Source organism: Leptolyngbya sp. PL-A3, assembly GCF_039962325.1.
Lineage (GTDB): Bacteria > Cyanobacteriota > Cyanobacteriia > Elainellales > Elainellaceae > Vacuolonema.
In genome coordinates this window covers 38,439-61,397 of record NZ_JAMPLB010000026.1, presented here as the reverse complement: position 1 = coordinate 61,397, position 22,959 = coordinate 38,439, and the positions used below count along the sequence as shown (strand labels likewise).

The window sequence follows — 22,959 nt, the reverse complement described above, 5'->3', positions numbered from 1 at the left end:
TTGCTCTTATCAGCCCTTTTTGCTTACACCAAGCTGACCTCACCGGTGTCGAGATCGTAATAGGCACCAACGACCTTCAATTTGCCCTCCTGAACAGCGGCAGCAATCACAGAGGAGTGTTGCAACCGCTCAACTTGTAGGCGCACATTGGCTTTGATGGCGTTGGTGAGGCGATCGCCTGCTTGCCCTTCTGAGGCTTTAACGGCAGGCTGGAGTGCAAGAACAAGGGACTCAATAACTCCCGGAAATTCACCTCCCTTTACAGCAGCATCCACAGCACCACACCGCTCATGCCCCAAAACCACAAGCAATGGTGTTTTCAAGACGGCAACGGCATACTCTTCACTAGCAATTTCTTCGGTGATGGCAACATTGCCAGCAACCCGGACAACGAAAAGATCGCCAAGTCCTTGGTCAAAGGCAATTTCAGGCACAACCCGTGAGTCGGCACAGCTCAAAATCGCGGCAAAGGGAGCCTGTCCAGCAGCAACCTCAACCACACGCGCTCCATTCTGGTTGGGGTTGAGCTGCTGGCTGGAAACAAATCGCTGGTTTCCTTCCATCAGCTTTGCCAATGCTTGATCGGGAGTCAAACTACCTTCGGTAGATCCAGCCTGGGTTGCGACCACAACTTGGTTCTGGCTATTCTGAGCCGTCCGGCTTTCAACTGTTCTCGCAAGGGCACCCGTTCCTAACCACGCCGTTAGGGAGCTTGCACCAACAATACCGGCACCGTATTGCAGAACATTTCTACGGGAAAGTTTTTGCTGGCGTGAAGTTTTATTCATGTTCCTCTGACCCAGAAAGATAACAACGATTCCAATGATTCAGCCCTACAATTTCTGATTAAGTACGTAGATGCGATGAGAAATACCCGCCACAACCTATCAATTTGGTACTTAGAACAGATGTAGATATTTGATGACCTGACATTTTTCTCCCAATGCTATTGAAGCCAATGCCATAGAAAACATCGTCCTCTGTTATTCACAAAGAACGTTCAGCAAAATTTACTCCTTAGCTTGTTTAAAGGCCAAAGAAATCAGCTATTTTTTCGTATAGCCAAAGCTTCTTTTTGACAGCTTGCCACCAGTAAAACAGCAATTAGATAAGACAGTTGCTGCCGTCGGAGCGACAGGAAAGATCAAGGACAAAAACTTATCCTAACCCTCAGTTATCAATTGCATCTTTGTTCTGGCATAGGGTTCTTGTCAGCCCATCGGAAAATACACAAGAGAAGGTTTTCTTTTCTCTTAATATAGATTCTCCGCTGAAAAGCATCATAAAAATCAATTGTTAAGAAAGTTCTTAAAGATTGCAGCCTATAGCTTCAAGAAGTAAGACAAAATTCAATAGTAATCATTCAAAAGCCTTTTATCACAATAGGTTCAACTAAGCAAGAAAATATTTTTATTATCACAAAGTTACTTTTTTCAACATCGTTTCGATCGCCTTTACCCCTCACAATCTCAATCTTTTCCATAGGACTTATTGATGATGTCGTTAGGAATAGACCCCTTTGCTTTCGCTGAGCATACATATTAATGCCTTAGCTCGAGTCGTTAGGATCAAAAACAAAATAACCTGTAATTCTTTTTGTGGGAGGGGCGGCTTCGCCGCCCCTCCCACAAAAAGAATTACAGGTTATCTAATACACAATCTTTAGTATCAACTGTGCAACGGCGCAATACAGGGGAACCATACCGCAATACTGACGTGGTTGCAGTTGAAATTGAACAAGGGTAATTTTTTCTACTTGCGAATATAACAATCTCCTGGTCTTTGAAGAAACTCTTAAGATTCCTTTAAAGGACACTGCCAACCGTTTCACAACCCAAATTTAAGGGTTCATAATAGAGAGGGAAGTAGTACTTCGTGCTACCGTCTCTCTGTTTTTGAACTAAGCGAATGTATTGATTTTGTAGTTCCTCTGTTCCTTAAAGATCAATGCATTGCGAGAACGGATTCGATCGTGAGCCTTATGCAATACATGCAATAACCTATGAATCTTTTGAATGAATAATGCTCAGCGAAGTGAGCAGTTTAAAAGACTCAAATATTGGTTGCATTTTGTTCGCAATCCTTAAGCCCCAATTGGGCAATAAAACAGAACAATGGAAAGAGGAGCCAATGAATTGCCTCCTCACATTTTTGACGCTATCAACTTTTTTTGGAGTAAGAACCTGTGGTTAGCCAGATTGCGAACTCGCCCTACGAGGCGGATACTCAGGCGATCGCCCGCGAACTGCTGAGCGCAACGCGCGAGAATCGCTCATTCTTCGCCCAGATGCGAGACCAGATGCGGTGGGATGACAAAATGCTGGGCTGGGCCATGAGCAATCCGGGGTTGCGGGTACAGTTGTTTCGCTTTATTGACTGCTTACCTTCTCTGCAAAGCAAAGCTGAGATTGCTCGCCATTTACAGGAATACTTAGGCCAGGAAGAGGTGGAATTGCCTGCAGCTCTGAAAGGCATGCTGGGGTTTGCCAATACCGACTCTATGCCAGGCCAGGTGGCGGCTACAACCGTTTCCACGGCTGTGGAAACCCTGGCCCATAAGTACATTTCTGGCGAAACCCTGAGACAGGTCATTAAAACTCTAGAAGGGCTCCGGAAAGACAAAATGGCCTTCACCGTAGACCTGCTGGGGGAAGCGGTGATCACCGAAGAGGAAGCCCAATCCTATCTGGATCGCTATATCGAACTGCTGGAAGAACTTTCTGCCGCCGCCAAATCCTGGCCGAAAGTTCCACAGATTGATGAGGCTGATGGGGAAACCCTGCCGAAGGTACAGGTTTCTGTGAAGCTGACAGCCTTCTACTCGCAGTTTGACCCACTCGATGCGAAAGGCAGCCAGGAAAAGGTATGCGATCGCGCCCGTACTCTCCTCCGTCGTGCCAAGGAACTGGGTGCTGCCATCCACTTTGACATGGAGCAGTACGCCTATAAAGACCTCACCATCGCCATCCTGAAGGAAGTGCTGATGGAGGAGGAATTCCGCACCCGCAGCGACATTGGAGTGACTCTCCAAGCCTATTTGAAGGAAACCGAAGAAGACCTGAAAGGACTGATTGCCTGGGCAAAAGAGCGGGGCACTCCTATCACGATTCGACTCGTGAAGGGGGCCTATTGGGATCAGGAAACCATCAAGTCTCAGCAGCACAACTGGGATCTACCTGTCTTCCAGCGGAAGGAATCCACGGATGCCAATTTTGAGACACTAACCCGGTTGCTGCTGGAAAATCACCCATATTTGTATGCAGCGATTGGCAGCCACAACGTGCGATCGCAAGCCTACGCGATCGCCATTGCTCGCCAGCTCAACATCCCCCGTCGCCGCTTTGAACTCCAAGTGCTCTATGGCATGGCAGACAAGCTTGCCAAAGCTCTTGTGCAACAAGGCTATCGGGTACGGGTCTACTGTCCCTACGGAGAACTGATTCCGGGGATGTCTTACCTGATCCGTCGCTTATTAGAGAACACCGCCAACACGTCCTTCTTGCGGCAAAACCTGGAGGAGCGACCTATTGAAGAATTACTGGCTCCACCGCAGCATCAGGAAAATGGACACAAAGCAGCTCAGAATGGAGCTTTTCACAACGCGCCAGATTCAGATTATTCGCAGCAGGAGAAGCGCGATCGCGGCCTCACTGCCATTGAAGCTGTGCGCCAACAGATGGGCCAATCCTATCAGCCGTTGGTGAATGGTCAGCGGGTGAATACCCTGGATAGCTTTGAGTCGCTGAACCCATCTAATCCCGATGAAGTGGTGGGTCGTGTGGGTCTGTTGAGTGTTCAGCAGGCGGATGAGGCGATCGCTGCGGCAAAAGCTGCTTTCCCGCAATGGAAAGCGACCCCAGCGAAGGAGCGAGCGGCGATTCTACGTCGTGCCGCTGACATTATGGAAGAACGTCGGGCTGAACTGGCTGCCTGGATGGTGTTGGAAACAGGCAAAGTGCTGGGTCAGGCTGACCCTGAGATTTCTGAGGCGATCGACTTCTGTCGTTACTATGCTGACGAGATGGAGCAGCTAGACCAGGGCCATAACTACGACGTTGCTGGGGAAACCAACCATTATCACTATCAGCCGCGTGGCGTTTCGCTGATTATCTCTCCCTGGAACTTCCCTCTGGCAATTCCTACAGGGATGACGGTGGCTTCCCTGGTAACAGGCAACTGTACTCTGTTGAAGCCCGCAGAAACCTCTTCTGTCATTGCGGCCAAGCTGGCAGAAATCCTGGTAGAAGCAGGCATTCCCGATGGAGTATTCCAGTACGTACCCTGTAAGGGTTCTACGGTGGGCTCTCACATGGTGAAGCACCCAGACGTGCACATGATTACGTTCACCGGATCTCAGGAAGTCGGCTGTCGGATTTATGCTGATGCCGCCATTCTGCAACCGGGGCAGCGACACCTGAAGCGAGTGATCGCGGAGATGGGTGGCAAGAATGCCATCATCGTGGACGAAAGCGCTGACCTCGATCAGGCTGTCGCTGGCGTGGTCTACTCTGCCTTTGGCTACAGCGGACAGAAATGCTCCGCCTGCTCTCGCGTGATTGTGTTGGAGCCGATCTACGATGCATTCCTGCATCGCCTGGTAGAAGCGACCAAATCGCTCAATGTAGGTCTGGCAGAACAGCCCAGTACAAAGGTTGGCCCAGTGATTGACGCCGCCGCCCAGAATCGCATCAAAGCCTACATCGAAAAAGGCAAAGAGGAAGCCACCCTGGCGCTGGAGCTACCGGCTCCCGATCAAGGCTACTTTGTTGGCCCCACCATCTTTGTAGATGTGCCGCCCACCGCTAAGATTGCCCAGGAGGAAATCTTTGGTCCCGTATTAGCCGTTATCCGGGTGAAAACCTTTGAGGAGGCACTGGACATCGCCAACGGCACACTCTATGCCTTGACCGGAGGAATCTATTCTCGGACGCCTTCCCATATCGAGCGTGCTCGGGCTGATTTTGAAGTAGGCAACCTCTATATCAATCGGCACATCACCGGGGCAATTGTCGCCCGGCACCCCTTCGGTGGATTCAAGCTATCTGGTGTCGGTTCTAAAGCGGGTGGCCCCGACTACTTGCTGCAATTCTTGGAACCCCGCCATATCAGCGAAAATATCCAGCGGCAGGGCTTTGCTCCCATTGAAGGGGCAGAACAGTAGATAAAATGGGATGTTTCGTGGGTTTAACTCACGAAACATCCCACTCAAAAACAAACGCACGGATGACCGAACGTTTACAAAAAATTCTTTCACAATGGGGCATTGCGTCCCGCCGACAGGCGGAACAGATGATTGTGGATGGACGAGTGCAGGTGAATGGCGATCGCGCGACCTTAGGCCAAAAGGTTGATCCGGAGCGCGATCACATTGAAGTCGATGGTCAACCCCTCCAGACTGAAGCCCGTCCTGAACCGCTATACTTGCTGCTGAATAAACCTGCTGGGATTGTTACGACCTGCCGCGACTCCCATCAGCGACGCACCGTGTTGGATTTAATACCCGAGCAATGGCGATCGCACAGCGGCCTCCATCCGGTCGGCCGTCTCGATGCAGAGTCAACCGGAGCCTTACTTCTAACCAATGATGGAGAGTTAACCTTTGCCCTCACCCATCCCTCTCATGAGGTGGCTAAAACCTACCTGGTGTGGGTCAAAGGGCACCCCTCGGAACGGATACTGGAGCAATGGCGGCGGGGCATTCTATTGGATGGCCGAAAAACTCTTCCAGCTCAAGTCAAACGGTTACGTACAAGCCCTCAAAGTACACAATTGGAAATAGTGTTGAGGGAAGGAAGAAACCGTCAAATCCGTAGAGTCGCAGAGCAGCTGGGGTATCCCGTGCAGAAGTTGCATCGAGTTGCCATTGGCTCTATTCAAATTGGTGATTTAGCTAAGGGAAACGTGCGATCGCTACATCCCTCCGAGGTTAGGTATTTGCAGGATCAGGCAAAAGTTTTAGTAACAAAATCATCGGATCTGACTGGTTGAGTACCCAGTATTACGGTAATGTAAGTGCTGAGGGCCGTACTGTTGCATCTCGATACAGGCTCAACAGACAGGAAGCGGTTTCATTTCCAAGGAGTGTATGGTGACGAAGGCCATGAGTGAGGCAACTTCCCCTTTAGAACAGCAGCAAGCCGAAAAGCTCGCCCAAATCGGCAACTATCTGCAACAAGTCCGGGAAGAGCAATCGCTTTCCATCGAACAGATTGCCACCACTACTATGGTTCAAGCCCGCTTACTGCGGGCCATTGAGAATGGCAATCTCAAACAGTTACCTGAACCTGTTTACATTCGAGGTTTCTTAAAGCGCTATGCAATGACCCTGGGTCTAGATGGTGATACTGTTGCCGAAGCCTTTCCTATCAAGACTGATTCCAGCTTCCAAACCAACACGAAGGGTTGGCAGCAATCCTCTGCCGCACAACTGCGCCCCATGCACCTGTATGCAGCTTACTTGGCGTTGATTGTGGCGGCGATCGCCGGGCTTTCCTATGTATTGACTCGCGGCCCTGTTCGCACAGCTACCCCCATTCCTTCCCCTGTCACCCCCTCCCCCGAGCTGCTCAGCCCATCTCCCAGCCCGAGTGCTACCCCGGTTAGCTCTCCAAGAGCCCTTAGCAAGCCAGTTGAGGTAGATGTCACGCTAAAGGAGCAATCCTGGATGCGGGTTCAGATAGATGGCAAGACAGAGTTTGAAGGAATGCTGAATGCAGATACTCAGCGCACCTTTACCGCTGAGCGAGAAATCAAGATTCGGGCAGGCAATGCAGGTGGCGTTGTTGTGGCTTACAACAATCAACCCGCAAAACCGTTGGGAGCTCGGGGTACCGTTGAAGAAGTCACGTTTACTCCTAAAGGTAATAACGCCAGTACTGCTACGAACGCAGGCACGAATACCAGTGCCAGCACTGATGCCGACGCTAGCGACACTTCACCCAGTAACACTTCACCCATCAACCAGTAAGGCAATTTCCAGTAACGAAATTACCTCCGTAATCTAGGCGGTTTGCCCGCAAAGCAGGCAAACCGCCTAGATTATGGGAAGTTCTACGTAAGTTTTGTTGAAGAGGGGGTCAGGAGTTTCGCTCCTACCCCCCTCTTCAAAATAGGTTGTGCCCATAAATGTTAGCCATGATGATGCCCACTATGCTGCTCAGCTTCCTGGCGATGGTGACGTTGGCTTGGTTGTTGGGGGAGACGGCCATAGATTTGTGTCATGAAGCGAAGGCGATCGCTCACCTCCCGCGTTAATGCTTCCTGAGGGTAACGCCATTGCCAGTTACCTTCCGCCTTACCTGGAAAGTTCATACGAGCTTCGGTCCCCAATCCCAGAGTGTCTTGTAAGGGAAAAACAGCCTGGTTTGCCACTGATCCCATTGCCAACCGGATCAAATCCCAATGAATACCAGAATCGCTGGTACAGCCCAGGTAATTACGGAAAGCCTCACGCTCCCAATCAGGTAGGGTCTGAAACCATCCCTGGGTCGTGTCATTGTCGTGAGTGCCCGTGTAAACCACAAAGTTGCGATCGTGGTTGAACGGCAGGAAATGGTTATCCGGCCCACTGCCAAAGGCAAATTGCAGAATTTTCATTCCCGGAAACTGGAATTGCTCCCGTAGGGCCACCACGTCTGGGGTAATAACCCCCAAATCCTCAGCAATGATGGGTAGCGTTCCCATTTTTTCCTGTAAAGTCTTAAAAAAGATTTCGCCTGGAGCTTCTAACCATTCCCCATTAATGGCAGTCTCCTCACCCTGAGCTACAGCCCAGAAGGCACAGAATCCCCGAAAATGGTCAATCCGCACCATATCGACTAATTGAAAAGTTGCCCGGAAACGCTCAACCCACCACTCAAAGTCCGTTTCCTGAAGGCGATCCCAACGATAGATAGGGTTGCCCCAGAGTTGCCCGGTGGCACTAAAGTAATCGGGCGGAACCCCGGCCATTAGCTTGGGTGCTCCCGTCTCAGGGTCTAGATGGAACAGCTCTGGAAAAGCCCACACATCAACACTGTCATGGGCAACATAGATCGGAATATCTCCCATAATTTGAATGCCTGCATCATTGGCATAGGCTCGCAGATCACCCCATTGTTGGAAGAATTCAAACTGCAAAAACTTCTGGAAGAAGGTGTCATTCAATAACTCCACCCGCCAATGTTCCAAAGCTTCGGGGTGACGTTGGGCGATCGCCTCATCCCACTGGTGCCAGCTTTTGCCGCCAAACACCCCCTTGAGCGCCATAAACAGGGCATAGTCATTCAGCCAGAAGTGGTTATGGGCACAAAATTTGTCAAACTCACGCCGCTGGCCTAACTCTGCATGATCGTGAAACCGCTGCGATGCCTGCTTCAGCAGAGGTAACTTGCTCTGAATGACGTGATCATAGTCCACCCAATGAGCGGCATATTCCGGCAGGCTATTCAGCTCATCCTCTGTCAGCAATCCCTTCTCCTGTAAGCGCTCTAGACTAATAAGCGAAGGGTTTCCCGCCATAGCGCTGTAGCACATGTAGGGGGAGTTGCCATGACCTGTTGGCCCCAAGGGCAAAACTTGCCAGATTTGCTGACCATTCTCAAATAAAAAATCAACAAATTGGTAAGCGGCAGGCCCAAGATCGCCAATACCAAAGCGACTGGGAAGCGAGGTGGGATGGAGAAGAATACCACTGGAGCGAGGAAATGCCATGGGGATATTTTCGCGACGAACAAGGCTATTCTCCTTCACAGAAGCGGGAGCTGGCAGTATCGCTCATAATAAATTCGCTATTGGGTAACTTCTTCCTATAGCTGAAGGGAGCTATGAAATGAGTTCTGGAACTGCGGTTCCACATCCCATTGCAAGCCCTATTCCGCAACACTGCTTTTCTAACAGGACTATCCAAACTCATACCTGTAGAAGCCTTCAGGTTTCACATACCCCTCGATAGGCTTAGGGAGTTTATTAATTTGCTAGTGCTTAAGATGCGATCGCCCTGTTCATGTTACGATCTGCTTCAATTATGAAAACTGTGTTGGAGAGGTCAATTTACTGATGGAAGCGGCACTTTTGCTGGCCAAGCTGCCTGAAGCTTACGCCATTTTCGATCCTCTGGTAGACGTTCTGCCTTTGATCCCCGTGTTCTTCTTCCTGCTCGCCTTTGTGTGGCAGGCCGCCGTGGGTTTTCGCTAAATTCCGGCCTCAACGGTTCCAAACGCTAACTAAGACAAAGGGGTGCTCCAAAAGAGTGCCCCTTTGTCTTATAGCAATATGTAAATGCGTTAAGTACAGTTAACGGTGGTGTAGGGAACTTCGTGCCCTACACCACCGTACTTAATCGACGTGCACAGCGCTACAAATGATGCACAGCTTAGGCTGGAATAGGAATGGCAATTCCCTTCTGATAGGCCGGACGCTCAGATAAGCGCTTTACATAAGCAGCAACATTGGGATAACCACTAAACTCCATCTTCAGCATCAGGGTCATGTAAGCTACCATGGAGCCTACAGCCACATCTGCTGCACTGAACAAGTCTCCCAGCAGAAATGTTCGGCCTTCTAGCGCCTGGTTTAATCCGCCCAGCAGTCGTGGAGCTTCTTTTTCACGGGTTGCTTCTATAAATAACCCAGGACCTAAGGTCGCGTTTGCGAATAGAACCCATTGGGCGACAGTCCCCCGTTGTTCCGGAGTCAACGGCTCGCCGTACTTCTCTTGCAAGTAAAGCAGAATTGCCCCTGACTCCCATATCGAAAAGCCATCCACTTCGATAGCCGGAACCTTACCCATGGGATTAATGGCCAGGAAGGGCGGTTGTAAATGTTCGCCGGATTGCATATCCAACCGGACAAACTCATAGGGAACGTTCAGTTCTTCCAGATACCACTTCACGATCGATGCTCGAGAGCGATCGCCACCATAAAGCTTTAGCATTGCGTCTTACCTAGAAGGTGTCAAAAAACCATCATATAGCGACTGTTAGCCTCGCTAAGACAGCAAGAGAGGGCAAGACGAATTCCTGCCCTCTCTTACCCCACCTTAATGAAAGGCATGCCACAACTGATATCATGTCGGGTTAAAAGTGGTGCGGCGCAAAGCGCCGCACCACTTTCTATACTTGTTATGACAGGCCCATTTCTGTTGAAATTACAACGTTTGATGGGTATATGCGTGTTGTTTGACGTTATCCTCGATTTTCACCAGACGCTCTGAGTTGAGCACCCGCTTCCGCTCAAGAGAGACATTAAAATCTTGGCGTACAGTCCCTGCTGGGATGAGAGCTTGGGCCATGGGGCGAGCCTTATAGGTGCGGGCCGCTGCGATCGCCCGCGATGCGAACTCATCACAAAATTGTGCTGTTTCAGAGATGGCTTCGGGATGCCGAGGCTCACCATTTGCCAGAACGGCTTCTACAGTCAACGCCCAAGCCGCTTCGTAGGACGTCGGAATACCTCGGACCAGAGCCTCCAGGGCGGCAGAAGGGATGGGTTCTAAAATTTTGACCGGATGCACCTCACCATCCTCACGGATGAAGCAGGTTGCCAGCCCAATCACAACATAATCGCTGGCAACGATATCAGACGCATTCGAATCCGGTATTACAGAGGTCATAAATGTATCTTCCAATCCTGGTTTTCAAAATTTCTAAACCCGTTCTGTAGCTTGGCTCATCAATACTAAGCAGGGTTCATGACTCGCTCTAGCATTCTATCGTGCCCACCTGAAGGTTCTGGCCGATGTTACATCATGTATCGCTAAACTCTGGCTATGCTTCAAATTAGAGTGTGAAGGAATGACTACATAGGTTTATTTATATCTCTTTCAGCAGAGCGTAAAACTGTAACTCCGTCCTCGTTTTGCAGCAACAGGGTTATGGTTCCAAACCCCAAATTTGAACAAGTACGAGATACGAGTTTACATATGAAGAGATCGTAATTTAAGACGCCCTGTTTACATTTTTTCGATGAACAGTCAGAAATTTCACGGATATACCTTGTAGAGGACTAAGAGAGGCTTCTGACAACGTATTCAGCCATTTGTACGGGCTGTTTCTACGGAGTTCCGGCCGTCACACGATTACCCCTTTCCGTAGTTTCAACCTAATGTTTTTTTCTCATTTGCGACACAGTAACTAGTAGATAGAAATCGGTCATGTGGAAACGGGGTGCGTCGAGCTAGAGCCAAGGGAAACCAAACGATTACAGACTGATCGGCTCAGATAATCAAAACTTACGGTGAGGATGTCCATGAATACGCGCTCTTCCGAAGGTCGCCACCCAGAATCCCAAAATCTCGTACGCTCCTCTGAGCAGAAGAAGTCAGCGTTAAACGGTCACGCTCAGAAAAAATGGCAACCGAAGCGCAGATTAACTCAAGCTTTCGTCTCCCCCGAGCGAGAATTATTAGGGCTTGATCCCGAAGCCAATGCCAATGTTGTACGCCAACGTGCCCTGTCAGAAGCCCGATGCGGCAACTTCCAGGCGGCGATCGCGCTCTTCAACGAATTGTTGACCGCAAATCCTTACAGCGCCCGCGATTACAATAACCGGGGTCTGGTTTACTTCCAAAGCGGCCATCTCGAAGCGGCCCTGGCAGATTACAACCAGGCTCTTCTACTGAATCCCTATTTGGATGGGGCTTATAACAACCGGGCCAATTACTACGCCGCTCTTGGTCTGTATCTGGAAGCCATTCTGGATTACGATGCTGCGCTGGATTTGAACCCCGACAACACCCGCGCCTGGATCAACCAGGGCATCACCTTCCGAGATTTGCAGATGTTTGACCGGGCAATTGAAAGCCTGGATACTGCTCTTACCCTGGGTTACCTCGAAAGCCACATTTATGCTGAGCGAGGCCGCACTTATCACCTGCGCGGTGATTGGAACTGTGCGATCGCTGATTACCAGCGTGCCCTCGGCTGTATCGATGACCCTTGCGCCACCGCCCTTGGTAACGACACCCGCCTGCGGCACCAAATTCATACGTGGATGAACGAGTTGCTGGCTCCCCTGCAGGACTAGCGGTCTTTTTCACGCTAATTGGTTATCCTCCCGATCAATGTCACCGAAAGAGGAGAGTGGGCGCAATCTGCTCACTCTCCTCTCTTTGTATTGCCTGACGCCATCTGGTAGCCCGTTTATTTTTCAATAATAAACTTCCTGGTTCTGAGCACGTAACGCTATAAAAATATCTTTCCAAACCCAGAAAGCTAGTTTTGCTGCCACTTAGCGGCAGCAAAACTAGCTTTCTGGGTTTGAGTTAGAAACTTAGCGCTACATAGGAATGGGCGATCGCCTATTCAATTGAAATGGATTGCGGTCCACGCGAACTTCCATTCTGATGCCCATTGGAGGATGCTGTCGTCCCCGTACTGGGAGCCGTCCCAACCTGCTGATCCAGCCATGACTTGACCGGATCATCCCCCAAGTTCAAGCGAAATAAACCCGACACGAATCCGCCAAAGAAGGCGACCGGGTGAGAAGCCAACTGTTGCACAACTGGGGACAATTCATCAAAAAACACCGTTGTCATCCTCCCATTAACGATGAATCACGTTTCCGATACTAGCGTGAAAGCACAAGGGTCATGTTTCAAACGTGTGAACGGGGTGTGATGAAGTAGGTTTTATGGGCAGCAATACCCCTGGTAAAGTCAGTAAAGTCTGCAATACATGAAAACTACTGATGGCATCAGGAGAGGCGCCATGCTAGAAACGCCCATTGGGTGGGGGTTATTGTTGCTAGTCGGATGTGTAACGGGCACCCTGGCTGGAGTTTTGGGTATTGGCGGGGGGCTCTTAATGGTGCCTGTGCTGACACTGTTTGGCATTCCTCTCGTAGAAGCGACTGCGACCAGTTTGGTGGGGGTGCTCCTCAGTTCCATATCGGGTAGCGTGCAGAACCTACGCATGGGTGATTTGAATTGGCGTACTTCACTACTGCTAGCCCTGTTCGGCATGCTAACCGCTCAAGTAGGGGCTTGGATTGGCGATCGCGTTTCAGATGCCGTCCTTTCTCTGGCCTTCGCAGGGCTGCTTGTGTTAACCATCTGGCTGATGGATCTGAAACGCAAGCTCCAGCAGAAACAAAATGCAATGCGTACAGATGCAACCGAAATGGGAGCCTCTGAAAGCCAACAGGTTACTGGGGTTAATGCGCTCCTTCCCATTGCCTTTATCGGCTTACTGGCAGGGTTATTGTCGGGTCTGTTTGGCGTGGGGGGTGGCGTGGTCATGGTGCCGTTACAGATGCTGATGCTGTCGGAGCCCATTAAGTCAGCAGTGCGTACCAGTTTGGGAGCGATTGTTCCTATCTCCGTTTCTGGGCTGGCACAACACACCCTCAACAACAACGTACTCTGGATTCCCGGTATCGCCCTTGGCTTAGGTGGGATTTTGGGAGCCCAGGCAGGTACTCGCATGTTGCCGAAGCTGAGCGATCACGCCGTCAATCGTCTTTTTCGGCTTTTCCTGATCGGCCTGGCGGTCTATATGGCCATTCGTGGGATACGAGGGCTGTAGAATTTTGTAGAAAAATGGACAATCAACTTCTTAGGAGATTTCCAGTAATGAAATTACACCCAGAATGTTGGTGCTTTGCCCGCTTCGCGGGCAAAGCACCAACATTCTGGGTAAATTCTTATGCAGAAACCTCCGTAAGCCGCTTAGAGTGTGGCGATAAAAAAAGTGATGCATTTATTTCTTGTTCGCTAAGATGAATGGCCAAAGTCGCGGTTTAAAACCTCCTCCAGTCGACATTTGAAATTGGAAATAGGTTTTTCTATGTCAACAAACCGCTCGTTTTTATGCTTCTTTAGAACACAGAGTGTGAGTGCTATGGGTGACTTCTCTTCGTCTTGTGGATATGCACAGCGTTTGGGGTGGCAGCACATAGCTCTAACCGTCACCCTGATGAGTTTGGCAGGAATAGCTCCGGCCTGGGGACAAGCGTCAGCCCCACTAGGCCTGGACCAGGCAACATCAACGTCGCTGTTGTTGGCCCAGGCATCGTCTCAACAGTTCAACCGGGTGTTATTTGTAAATCCGTTGACCGGGAATGACCAGCAGGGGGAAGGTAGCTTGCGATCGCCCTTCCGTTCTATTACCCATGCGGTGCAGCTTGCCGAGCCCGATACGGTTATCTTCCTCAGCACGGGCAGTTATACCGAGCAAAGCGGGGAACAGTTTCCCATTGTGTTGCCCCCGGGGGTGAGTTTAATGGAAGACCCGGCGGCTGAGCGGGGCAGTATTGCGATCGCCGGAGCTGTAACTCATGGAACTGTTGCTGCCACGTCACGTTCTGCAGCTGGAGCCACACAGGTATCCCCCACTCCGGCCCGACGACCTGCTACGGCAAGAGGCGTGCAATCGCAACCCACCCGCCGTTCTTCCGAACTGCCGTCGGTGGATGTTACTGCAACCATTCCGGCTACACCAACGTCCCGGCGCTCAGCACCACCGGCCGCTGCCGTAGCGCGTCCAGATGCTGAGCAGGCACTCCAGGGCATCCCCATTCCCGTGCCACCCCCTGATAGACAAGCCAGACCTGCGGTCTCCGCAGAAGCATCATTGGGACAGGGGCGATCGTCCCAATCCATTCCAATTCCTGTACCACCGCCCGAGTCTCGCCGCTCAAGGGCGCGCGCTCAGACAACCGCTGTCGCTCCCAGCCGTCTGCCTACATCATCAGCCCCAATTGAAATCCCCGTGCCACCTCCTGACAACCCAATGCCTGCACGACCGTCTCGTTCGGCAGCGGCTCCGGTCTCTAGTGTGGCCTATGGAGTGCGATCTTCTGAAGGCTCGGCTGGCCCTTATGATTTGTTGCCCGTCCCGGACCCTAACGTTCCCATGGGCTACACCGGAGATATGCCTCGGGTTTCAGTGGCGAGCTTGACGGGCTCTACCAGAGCGACCCAGGCCGTTGGCGGAACAATCAGTCGGGGAGTCGGGACTCTGCAGTATCGCGTCCTGGTGCCGGCCGAAGATGAAGACGTGCGTGATTGGGTGCGGTCAGTCGTCCCCGATGCTTTCGAAACCGTCGCCGACGGGCAAACGCTGATGCAGATTGGTGCATTTGAGAGCCGCGAAAATGCCGAAGAAGCGGCTGATCAACTCAGTCGTAATGGCATTCGGGCCATCATTGAAGAATGGCGCTAGACGTTGCTTAAAGGGTTGATTTTTCAAGGGCGATGTCCCTGAAAAATCAACCCTTTAAACGGCAGAATCCATACGGCAGACGTGGTCCCTTCTGGTTGATGAGGGTAAGCTAAGGGAAGCACATCAATTCAGAGCAGCCATGGGTGGCGAAGGTTCAATTGCGCGTAGCTTTATGATGATGAGCTTCCTGACGGCAGCTCTTCTCATGGGTGTGCAGGGAGTTCAGGAGCTAGCTTTTACCCCCCCACAGCAGGGAACAACGACAACTTCTGCAAATTCCCCCGGATGGGGTCAGCGTATCCAATCAGCCCTGGGCCCAGCGTCTGTGCCTGCCTCCACCGAAGGATCTCAAAATTTCCCTCAAGGGACTCAGCCAGTCATGGCCCAGGCAGGAGGAGCAGGGGGCACAGCTTCGAGTTCTGCGGGGCCAGCTCCCAGTCAGATCCAACCACCGCTACCCTCGCCACCCCGGCCGGGATTAGCCGCACACTTAACAGGTGAGTTTGTACCTGCAGCCGCCCAACTTTCTACCCTCCTCAATCCATTACCCGAGCGGATTGTGCAAGTCATTGTGGATTTAAGCGATCGCCACGTCTACCTTTACAAAGGCACCGAACAAATCGGCAGCTATCCGGTCGCTATCGGCAAAGATGGCTGGGAAACTCCCACGGGACGCTTTCAGGTGATTGATATGCAGGTCGATCCCCACTGGCAGCACCCGATCACCCGTACAGATGTCCCCCCCGGCCCCGGAAATCCCTTGGGCTCCCGCTGGGTTGCCTTTCTGCCGATGCAGGACGGCGTGATTGGTTTCCATGGCACCTATCAGACTGACTTAATTGGGCAAGCCGTTTCCCACGGCTGTATTCGGATGCAGAATGCAGATATTGAGGCCATGTATCAACACCTGGCACCCGGTGTACCCGTGATTGTGCGCCAATAACCTCATCGGCTGGGCAGCAATTCTCATCTTGAAATTGAAGCCTGAAAATAGCCCGCCTTCGGCGGGCCATTTTCAGGCTTCAAAGGCGAGAGGCCGCGCCCGACGGGCGCGGCCTCTCGCCTTTGAAGCTCATAATGGAAATTGCTGTCGTCTGGGTACTATAGCTGCATTGTGAGCAAGGTAGCCACACACTTCTCATTTCTGCGCGGCGAAGTGACGACAGTGTTGTAAGAAGCGCTCAGGCAGTTCGAGCCGATCGCCCCAATGCATGTGTAAGTACGAGGCATGAAGGGTAGGCGATCGCCATCCCTCCCCACCCAATGCTTTTCCATCAAACCGTTGCATCTGGTAAAGCGGTGCTTCAGGCAATCCAGTTAGAGACGAGCGATGAAACTCATGGCCCCAAACTTCAGTTTCAGCTTGAACAAGGGGGCTATCCTGCTGGGCGATCGCTCGTCGATAACCCAGTGTCAGGCGTGTGCCCATTCGTGTCTCCGTGGGTAACGCTCCTACCATGGGCCAGCGTTTTCCTTCAAAATCCGTAATTGCCTGGCTCAGATACATCAGGCCACCGCATTCACCATAGACGGGCATTCCATGGGCGATCGCTGATTTCACGGATTGCTGAGCCGTCCGATTCTCTGCGAGGGCCTCTGCAAACACCTCTGGGAATCCTCCACCAAAATATAAACCGCTGATATGGGGTGGTAGCTCCATATCTTGCAGAGGGCTCCAAAAATGTAACTCCGCTCCAAGAGATGCCAAACATTCAAGGTTGTCGGGATAGTAAAAGTTAAAGGCAGCATCACGGGCGATGGCGATCGCAACTGATCCAACCGCCGCTTTAGGGGTTTGTGGAGATGACTCCCTACTCCTGCCAGAAGTATTGGACAGAAGCGGAAGTAATTGCTCCCAATCAAAACTTTCGTGGGCGATCGCGGCCAAATTCTCACACAGCTCCCCCATCTGCTCCAGCTCACCAGTTGGGACTAGGCCCAAGTGACGATCAGGAATGGTGATTTGATTATGGCGATGGAGCACACCAAGGATGGGAAGTTGCAGCCCTTCTAATGCTTCTTTGAGAAGAGTGAGGTGGCGATCGCTACCTACACGATTCAAAATTACGCCAGCAATTTGAATGCGGGAATCAAAGCTACGGTAGCCGTGGGCGATCGCGGCCACTGAGCGAGAAAGACGGGCACAATCCAATACAAGTAAGACAGGCACGTGCAGTAAGCGGGCAATATGTGCCGTACTGGCGACATCGTCTGTTCCCGAGGCTCCATCAAACAGCCCCATTACCCCTTCAACAAGAGTGGCTTCTGCGGTAGTGGAATGTTGAGCAAAGGAGCCTTGCACATAGGATTCCGAAGCCAGCACTGGATCCAGGTTGTAGCAGGGACGGCCTGTGATCCAACGGTGAAACATGGGGTCAATATAATCTGGCCCTACTTTAAAGGACTGGACATTCACTCCCTTTTGGCGCAGGTAGGCCAGCATTGCCAAGGTAATCGTTGTTTTGCCAACCCCACTGCGTTCCCCTGCAATAATCAGCGCCATAATTTCAAGTTCAATGCCGTCTTTATGACCCTATCTTGAAATCAACATTAAAGGTTTCATGGACCTCCTGCATGAGTCGTTGTGCGGCGAGACCACGCAACGATTCATGCAGGAGCTCTATGCACAAGGCTATGTTTTCGAGAGCAACACAAAGCACTATCCTGGAAATACCGTAATCCCGACTCCAGGTTAGAAGCCAGCCTTAGATTAAAAGAAAGTGCGTGGTGCTTTGCACCACGCACTCTAGATTTCGGTTCCTTGAAGCAGACTACATATTGGTATCGCCCCAGCTATCCTTCATGCGTTCAGAGTTGAGGGGTAAGTAATCATCCAGAGGCTCCTGATTCTCACCGGTTTGGATAGCAGGCGCAGGCATGCCAATCGCAGCTGCAATTTCGGCAGGTGGCTTGCGGTAGCTAGGAAGCCGCACATAGTCCCCCGTATGGCTCAGAGCACCACGGTTCACCTTCATCTTGTGGGATGTAGTGTAGTAGCGGTGAGTAGGTTGCTGAATGCCCCGCTCCTGCAAGGTCTGTGCCGATATTTTCTTCCGCAGTTTGATAATGGCGTCCATGATGGCTTCTGGGCGAGGAGGGCAGCCAGGAATATAGACGTCAATCGGCAGAATCTTATCCGCCCCCCGCACAGCCGTAGGAGAGTCAGCACTGAACATTCCCCCCGTAATCATGCAGGCCCCCATCGCAATCACGTACTTGGGGTCGGGCATTTGCTCATAGAGGCGCACCGTAGCCGGGGCCATCTTCATGTTGAGGGTGCCTGCCAGGATGATCAGATCTGCCTGACGTGGGGCCGCCCGAGGCAGCAAACCAAAGCGGTCAAAATCAAATCGAGAGCCAATCAGCGCGGCAAATTCAATAAAGCAGCAGGCCGTGCCATAGAGCAACGGCCACAGGCTGGAGAGCCGCGCCCAGTTATACAAATCATCAACCGTCGTCAGAATGACGTTTTCGGATAATTGTTGCGTTACTTGAGGCGCGCCAATAGGGCTGATGACAGAATTTTCAGAACCTTCGAACGAACCTGTTGCAGAGAGGTTCGACATTCCATCTGAATAGGTCATGGTGTTGGCTCAGTAAGTCAAGCTCGTTCAACAAGCATGGGTGACGGGGCACCCAGCCGTTGCCCTGTATTGAGACTGTAAAGAAGAGAAGGGGTTTTCGCCTCTGTCTTTTGGGGGGTTACAAGCTTTTAGGAAAGTTTAACGCCCTTAAAGCCAAATTTGGTGTGGGAAGCACGGCGGCCGTACTTCCCACACCAAATTTGGCTTTATCGGGTACGAGACTCTAGAGGCTTATATTTTCTATCTCTCCAGGGTTGCCTCAGGCTCATGGATACCAATTACATAACCATTGCGATCGCCCAACAACAGCGCCTTATCTCCCCGTTGCAACAACTTGGCGATGATTTCCAGAGCTTGTTCGGCAGGAAGCTCAGCTTTAAAGATGCTGTAGAAATTTTGGTCAACGGCGATCGCATCCACTGATTGCGGCAAATCGGGAACTTGAATGCGACAACGCCGATGGGGATACTGGTTCACCAGCACCAAGCAGGATGCGGGTTTACGTACAACGGTGGAGGATGGTGTGCCAACACGCATGGCATCCGGTTCTTCAACCCATACGCCATAGCCCCGGGGCATCTTGGTTAGCACCGTCGATTCATTGCGATAAACCAGCTTGGTGAGGAGGGCGATTGCCTTGCGAGCTTCAGGGGCTACCTGAAAAAAGCTGTAGAATTGGTCCCCCAGTTGGATAGCCGACAGACGCTGCTCCAGATCAGGGACTTTGACGTGGCAAGTTCTATATTGCTGACGATCAAGCAGGATGTATGACGGAGAAGGGGCTTTCAATTGGCTCACGGTAGGATGCCCCAGAAGGGCAGAGGGACAGGCTTTACATTTCTTCAGGATAAAGCGATTGCGATCAGGATGTCACTGTCATAAAGCCTCAGATGGTATGCCTGACGCACTTAAGTTCTCGTGAAATCTACGTTTTAGACTCACGTACAGTTTTCCCCTTCCCATCAAACCTACGTACGAGTGGCAGGTGCGTGAGTAAAACCCGCCACATCTGGCCATTAACACTCCACAGCAAGCTTGCGTCAGCCGGTGCTGTTTTAGACCTTTCGTTATCGGTTGTAGAAGGGGTACTGAGTGCCCCTTCTACAACCGATAACTACACATTCCAAAGACGGTCTTGACTTTCCAGCCGACTGGAAGCTTTAGCATGAGTTCTATAGTCCAATATCCCTACATCCGTGTTCTGTCAGACTTGACAGATGCCGGTGGGATAAATTCTTTAGAGCGTCGGGATAAGCCTCCATGAAACTTGAATTGACCGTTCCCAGCATGGCCTGTTCTGCTTGTGTTGACACGATCTCCAAAGCGATCGCCGGAATCGATCCTGCCGCCAAGGTAGAAGCCGACACTAAAACCAAGCGGGTCGCCGTCGAGACCGATGCGACTGAAGCCTCGGTTAAGCAGGCCGTTGAAAGCGCAGGGTATCCCGTTAGCTAAGCACCTGCTTCCGTTGCAGCTCGCGAACGAAAGCGGCAATACCCTTTTGCTCCGTTTGATACCCTTCTGAGAAAGTTGTTTTTTCGTGCGCTTATGCATGAAAAAACAACTTTTACCAGATCTTTCACCCCCCTTCAAGGCGCAGGAGGTACGATGCATTCCCCTGCACGATTGGAGCCGGGAGACATTTTTAACAGGGAAAACGTCATGACAACCGACCGCCTCCAACTCCAGGGCATGAGTTGTGCTGCCTGCGCTCGCAACGTCGAAACGGCTATTCAGAGTGTGCCCGGCGTTCAGGAAGCTAGCGTTAACTTTGGGGCAGAGCAGGCAACGATCACCTTCGATGATCGGGTGACTGACCTGGACGCCATTCAGCGGGCGATCGCCGATGCTGGTTATGGCGCTTCCCCCCTGGTGGAATTTGGTGCGGGGGAACCTGACACCCAGCAGGACACAACTCATCAGGCAGAGCAGCAACTCCTATTTCGCAAGGTGATCTTCGGGGGCATTATCAGCGCCATTCTGGTAGTGGGCTCCCTGCCAGCCATGACCGGGCTAAGTATCCCCGGTTTCCCGATGTGGCTGCACAATTCTTGGGTGCAATGGGTGCTGTCTACCCCCGTGATGGTGTGGTGTGGGCAGAGCTTTTTTACAGGGGCATGGAAAGCCTTTAAGCGCCATGCAGCCGACATGAACACCCTGGTGGCTCTGGGTACTGGAACCGCCTATCTGTATTCCCTTTTTGTCACCTTGTTCCCTCAGGTCATTCGCGCCCAGGGTTTGGAACCGGCTGTATATTACGAAGCCGCGGTGGTCATCATCACGCTGATTTTGCTGGGCCGCTTTTTAGAGAGCCGTGCCCGTAGCCAAACCTCCAACGCCATTCGGCAATTGATGGGGTTGCAGGCAAAAACAGCACGGGTCATTCGTCAGGGGCAGGAGCAGGACATCCCGCTTCAAGAGGTGGCGGTGGGAGATGTGATTGTAGTGCGACCTGGGGAGAAAATTCCTGTGGATGGGGTGGTACTGGAAGGGCGATCGGCGGTAGATGAGTCGATGGTAACCGGGGAACCCATACCGACAACCAAGGAAATGGGCGACGAAGTCATCGGAGCCACCATTAACAAAACTGGCAGCTTCCGCTTCCGGGCCTCGCGAGTTGGGCGGGATACGGTGCTGGCACAGATTGTAAAGCTGGTGCAGGAAGCACAAGGTTCTAAAGCGCCGATTCAAAAATTGGCGGATCAGGTCACGGGTTGGTTTGTACCAGTTGTGATGGCGATCGCCATTCTCACCTTCCTGATCTGGTTCAACCTGATGGGCAACACCACGCTAGCCCTGATTACCACAGTGGGCGTGCTGATTATCGCCTGCCCCTGCGCCCTGGGTTTGGCAACTCCTACCTCCATCATGGTAGGTACCGGAAAAGGAGCTGAAAACGGCATCCTCATCAAGGGGGCGGAAAGCCTGGAGCTGGCTCATAAACTCAAAACCATTGTGCTGGATAAAACGGGTACCCTGACCCAGGGAAAACCCGTCGTCACCGACTATACAACTGTGACAGGCACAGCTCACCAGAACGAAATCCGCTTGCTACGAATGGCGGCGGCTGTCGAACGCAGCTCTGAGCATCCATTAGCGGAGGCCATCGTGCAGTACGCTGCACGGCAGGGAGTTGACCTGACGGATTTACCCAAGGTGGAAGGATTTGAGGCGATCGCTGGCATGGGCGTCCAGGGCGACGTCAACGACCACCGGGTGCAGATCGGCACCCGACACTGGATGGAAAGCCTGAAAATCCCCACCCAATCCCTCGCTGCTTTACAACAAACCTGGGAAAATCAGGCCAAAACCACCGCCTGGATTGCCGTTGATGGACAGGTGGAAGCACTGGTTGGTATTGCCGATGCCTTGAAAGAATCCTCGGCAGCAACCGTGCGATCGCTGCAACGCATGGGTCTTGAGGTGGTGATGCTGACTGGAGATAACCGACAGACGGCAGAGGCGATCGCCCATGACGTTGGTATTACCCGCGTCTTGGCCAATGTGCGCCCTGATCAGAAGGCCAATCAGATCAAAGCTCTGCAAGCCGAAGGCAAAGTGGTGGCGATGGTGGGGGACGGAATTAATGATGCTCCTGCTTTGGCCCAAGCTGATGTGGGTATTGCCATTGGTACCGGGACGGATGTAGCGATCGCTGCCAGTGACATTACCCTCATTTCCGGCGACCTCCAGGGGATTGTAACTGCCATTCAACTGAGCCACGCTACCCTCCGCAACATCCGCCAAAATCTCTTCTTCGCCTTTATCTACAACGTCGTCGGGATTCCAATTGCGGCAGGAATTCTCTATCCGGCTCTGGGTTGGCTGCTAAACCCTATCATTGCGGGGGCGGCGATGGCGTTCAGTTCCGTCTCGGTGGTCACTAACGCGCTACGGCTCCGCAACTTTCGCCCTAAACCCATCCATGCTTTTGGAGGTTCCCGTGGTCGATAAGCTGAAATCTATAACCGCAAGTTTGCTGGTACTCGGTACCTGGGGGGCGATCGCTTTGACCTCACCCAGCCTTGCCATGCACCCATCCCCTTCCCATGAAACCACCCCAAAGGCAGAACCTCAGTTCCGAGCTATTGAACAGCCCCTAGCGGTAAAAATTGGTGTCAATTTAGCCGGGCTTGGGCTGATTGGTGCAGAGCTATGGTGGTTTTTGCTCAGTAAAAAGCGCTCAACCAACTCCAATTCTTAAAAATTACAGTGGATGGTAGATGTGGCGGACC

The 22,959-nt window shown here is 51.9% G+C and carries 19 protein-coding genes; 11 read left to right on the top strand and 8 right to left on the bottom strand.

Annotated features, from left to right (window positions below; genetic code table 11):
• Positions 1-23: 23 nt before the first annotated feature.
• Entirely contained in the window at positions 24-788 is a 765-nt protein-coding gene (locus NDI52_RS19270) for a carbonic anhydrase (protein WP_190771260.1), read from the bottom strand.
• A 1,397-nt stretch (positions 789-2,185) separates the two neighbouring features.
• Here NDI52_RS19270 and pruA point away from each other — a divergent pair.
• From pruA to NDI52_RS19255, 3 genes are all read left to right on the top strand, one after another.
• The gene (gene pruA / locus NDI52_RS19265; RefSeq protein ID WP_190772209.1) at positions 2,186-5,161 is read left to right on the top strand and encodes an L-glutamate gamma-semialdehyde dehydrogenase; all 2,976 of its coding nucleotides are present in this window, start codon (positions 2,186-2,188) and stop codon (positions 5,159-5,161) included.
• Positions 5,162-5,223: 62 nt separating this feature from the next.
• A complete protein-coding gene (locus NDI52_RS19260; protein ID WP_190772208.1) occupies positions 5,224-5,988 on the top strand; it encodes a pseudouridine synthase in 765 nt (254 codons plus the stop codon).
• A gap of 97 nt (positions 5,989-6,085) precedes the next feature.
• Complete coding sequence (locus tag NDI52_RS19255) at positions 6,086-6,967, top strand: RodZ domain-containing protein (protein WP_190772207.1); 882 nt, start codon at positions 6,086-6,088, stop codon at positions 6,965-6,967.
• Between the two features lie 161 nt (positions 6,968-7,128).
• Here NDI52_RS19255 and malQ read toward each other — a convergent pair whose 3' ends face one another.
• A complete protein-coding gene (malQ, locus tag NDI52_RS19250) occupies positions 7,129-8,691 on the bottom strand; it encodes a 4-alpha-glucanotransferase (RefSeq protein WP_190789499.1) in 1,563 nt (520 codons plus the stop codon).
• 345 nt (positions 8,692-9,036) lie between these two features.
• On the opposite strand from malQ, the gene NDI52_RS19245 reads away from it, so the two are divergent.
• The gene (locus NDI52_RS19245; protein ID WP_190772205.1) at positions 9,037-9,174 is read left to right on the top strand and encodes a photosystem II reaction center protein K; all 138 of its coding nucleotides are present in this window, start codon (positions 9,037-9,039) and stop codon (positions 9,172-9,174) included.
• A 178-nt stretch (positions 9,175-9,352) separates the two neighbouring features.
• On the opposite strand, the gene NDI52_RS19240 is transcribed toward NDI52_RS19245, so the two are convergent.
• Together NDI52_RS19240 and NDI52_RS19235 are read right to left on the bottom strand one after the other, a co-directional pair.
• Positions 9,353-9,913, bottom strand: coding sequence for a glutathione S-transferase family protein (locus NDI52_RS19240; protein WP_190772204.1), 561 nt, complete (start codon positions 9,911-9,913; stop codon positions 9,353-9,355).
• Positions 9,914-10,126: 213 nt separating this feature from the next.
• Positions 10,127-10,591: a hypothetical protein gene (locus tag NDI52_RS19235; protein ID WP_190772203.1), complete on the bottom strand. Its 465-nt coding sequence runs from the start codon at positions 10,589-10,591 to the stop codon at positions 10,127-10,129.
• Positions 10,592-11,226: 635 nt separating this feature from the next.
• Between NDI52_RS19235 and NDI52_RS19230 the strand changes: the two genes are divergently transcribed.
• Positions 11,227-12,003: a tetratricopeptide repeat protein gene (locus tag NDI52_RS19230; RefSeq protein WP_190772202.1), complete on the top strand. Its 777-nt coding sequence runs from the start codon at positions 11,227-11,229 to the stop codon at positions 12,001-12,003.
• Between the two features lie 274 nt (positions 12,004-12,277).
• On the opposite strand, the gene NDI52_RS19225 is transcribed toward NDI52_RS19230, so the two are convergent.
• Positions 12,278-12,505, bottom strand: coding sequence for a hypothetical protein (locus NDI52_RS19225; RefSeq protein ID WP_190772211.1), 228 nt, complete (start codon positions 12,503-12,505; stop codon positions 12,278-12,280).
• Between the two features lie 181 nt (positions 12,506-12,686).
• Here NDI52_RS19225 and NDI52_RS19220 point away from each other — a divergent pair, with 181 nt between their 5' ends.
• The 3 genes from NDI52_RS19220 (at position 12,687) to NDI52_RS19210 (ending at position 16,083) form a co-directional block, all read left to right on the top strand.
• Complete coding sequence (locus tag NDI52_RS19220; RefSeq protein ID WP_190772201.1) at positions 12,687-13,502, top strand: sulfite exporter TauE/SafE family protein; 816 nt, start codon at positions 12,687-12,689, stop codon at positions 13,500-13,502.
• Positions 13,503-13,817: 315 nt separating this feature from the next.
• Complete coding sequence (locus tag NDI52_RS19215; protein WP_190772199.1) at positions 13,818-15,140, top strand: DUF1565 domain-containing protein; 1,323 nt, start codon at positions 13,818-13,820, stop codon at positions 15,138-15,140.
• 139 nt (positions 15,141-15,279) lie between these two features.
• Positions 15,280-16,083 (top strand): L,D-transpeptidase, encoded by an 804-nt coding sequence (locus NDI52_RS19210; RefSeq protein WP_190772198.1) that lies wholly within the window; start codon positions 15,280-15,282, stop codon positions 16,081-16,083.
• Positions 16,084-16,278: 195 nt separating this feature from the next.
• Here NDI52_RS19210 and NDI52_RS19205 read toward each other — a convergent pair whose 3' ends face one another.
• From NDI52_RS19205 to NDI52_RS19195, 3 genes are all read right to left on the bottom strand, one after another.
• Entirely contained in the window at positions 16,279-17,643 is a 1,365-nt protein-coding gene (locus NDI52_RS19205) for a cobyrinate a,c-diamide synthase (protein WP_190772197.1), read from the bottom strand.
• Positions 17,644-17,911: 268 nt separating this feature from the next.
• The gene (gene nuoB / locus NDI52_RS19200) at positions 17,912-18,706 is read right to left on the bottom strand and encodes an NADH-quinone oxidoreductase subunit NuoB (protein ID WP_190772210.1); all 795 of its coding nucleotides are present in this window, start codon (positions 18,704-18,706) and stop codon (positions 17,912-17,914) included.
• Positions 18,707-18,964: 258 nt separating this feature from the next.
• Entirely contained in the window at positions 18,965-19,522 is a 558-nt protein-coding gene (locus NDI52_RS19195) for a hypothetical protein (protein WP_190772196.1), read from the bottom strand.
• Between the two features lie 462 nt (positions 19,523-19,984).
• Between NDI52_RS19195 and NDI52_RS19190 the strand changes: the two genes are divergently transcribed.
• The 3 genes from NDI52_RS19190 to NDI52_RS19180 all read left to right on the top strand — a co-directional run bounded on the left by NDI52_RS19190 (position 19,985) and on the right by NDI52_RS19180 (position 22,928).
• Positions 19,985-20,179, top strand: coding sequence for a heavy-metal-associated domain-containing protein (locus NDI52_RS19190; protein WP_190772195.1), 195 nt, complete (start codon positions 19,985-19,987; stop codon positions 20,177-20,179).
• A gap of 207 nt (positions 20,180-20,386) precedes the next feature.
• Entirely contained in the window at positions 20,387-22,678 is a 2,292-nt protein-coding gene (locus tag NDI52_RS19185) for a heavy metal translocating P-type ATPase (protein ID WP_190789501.1), read from the top strand.
• Positions 22,668-22,928 (top strand): hypothetical protein, encoded by a 261-nt coding sequence (locus NDI52_RS19180; protein WP_190772193.1) that lies wholly within the window; start codon positions 22,668-22,670, stop codon positions 22,926-22,928. The genes NDI52_RS19185 and NDI52_RS19180 overlap by 11 nt, the downstream gene beginning before the upstream one ends.
• The last annotated feature ends 31 nt before the right edge of the window (positions 22,929-22,959 follow it).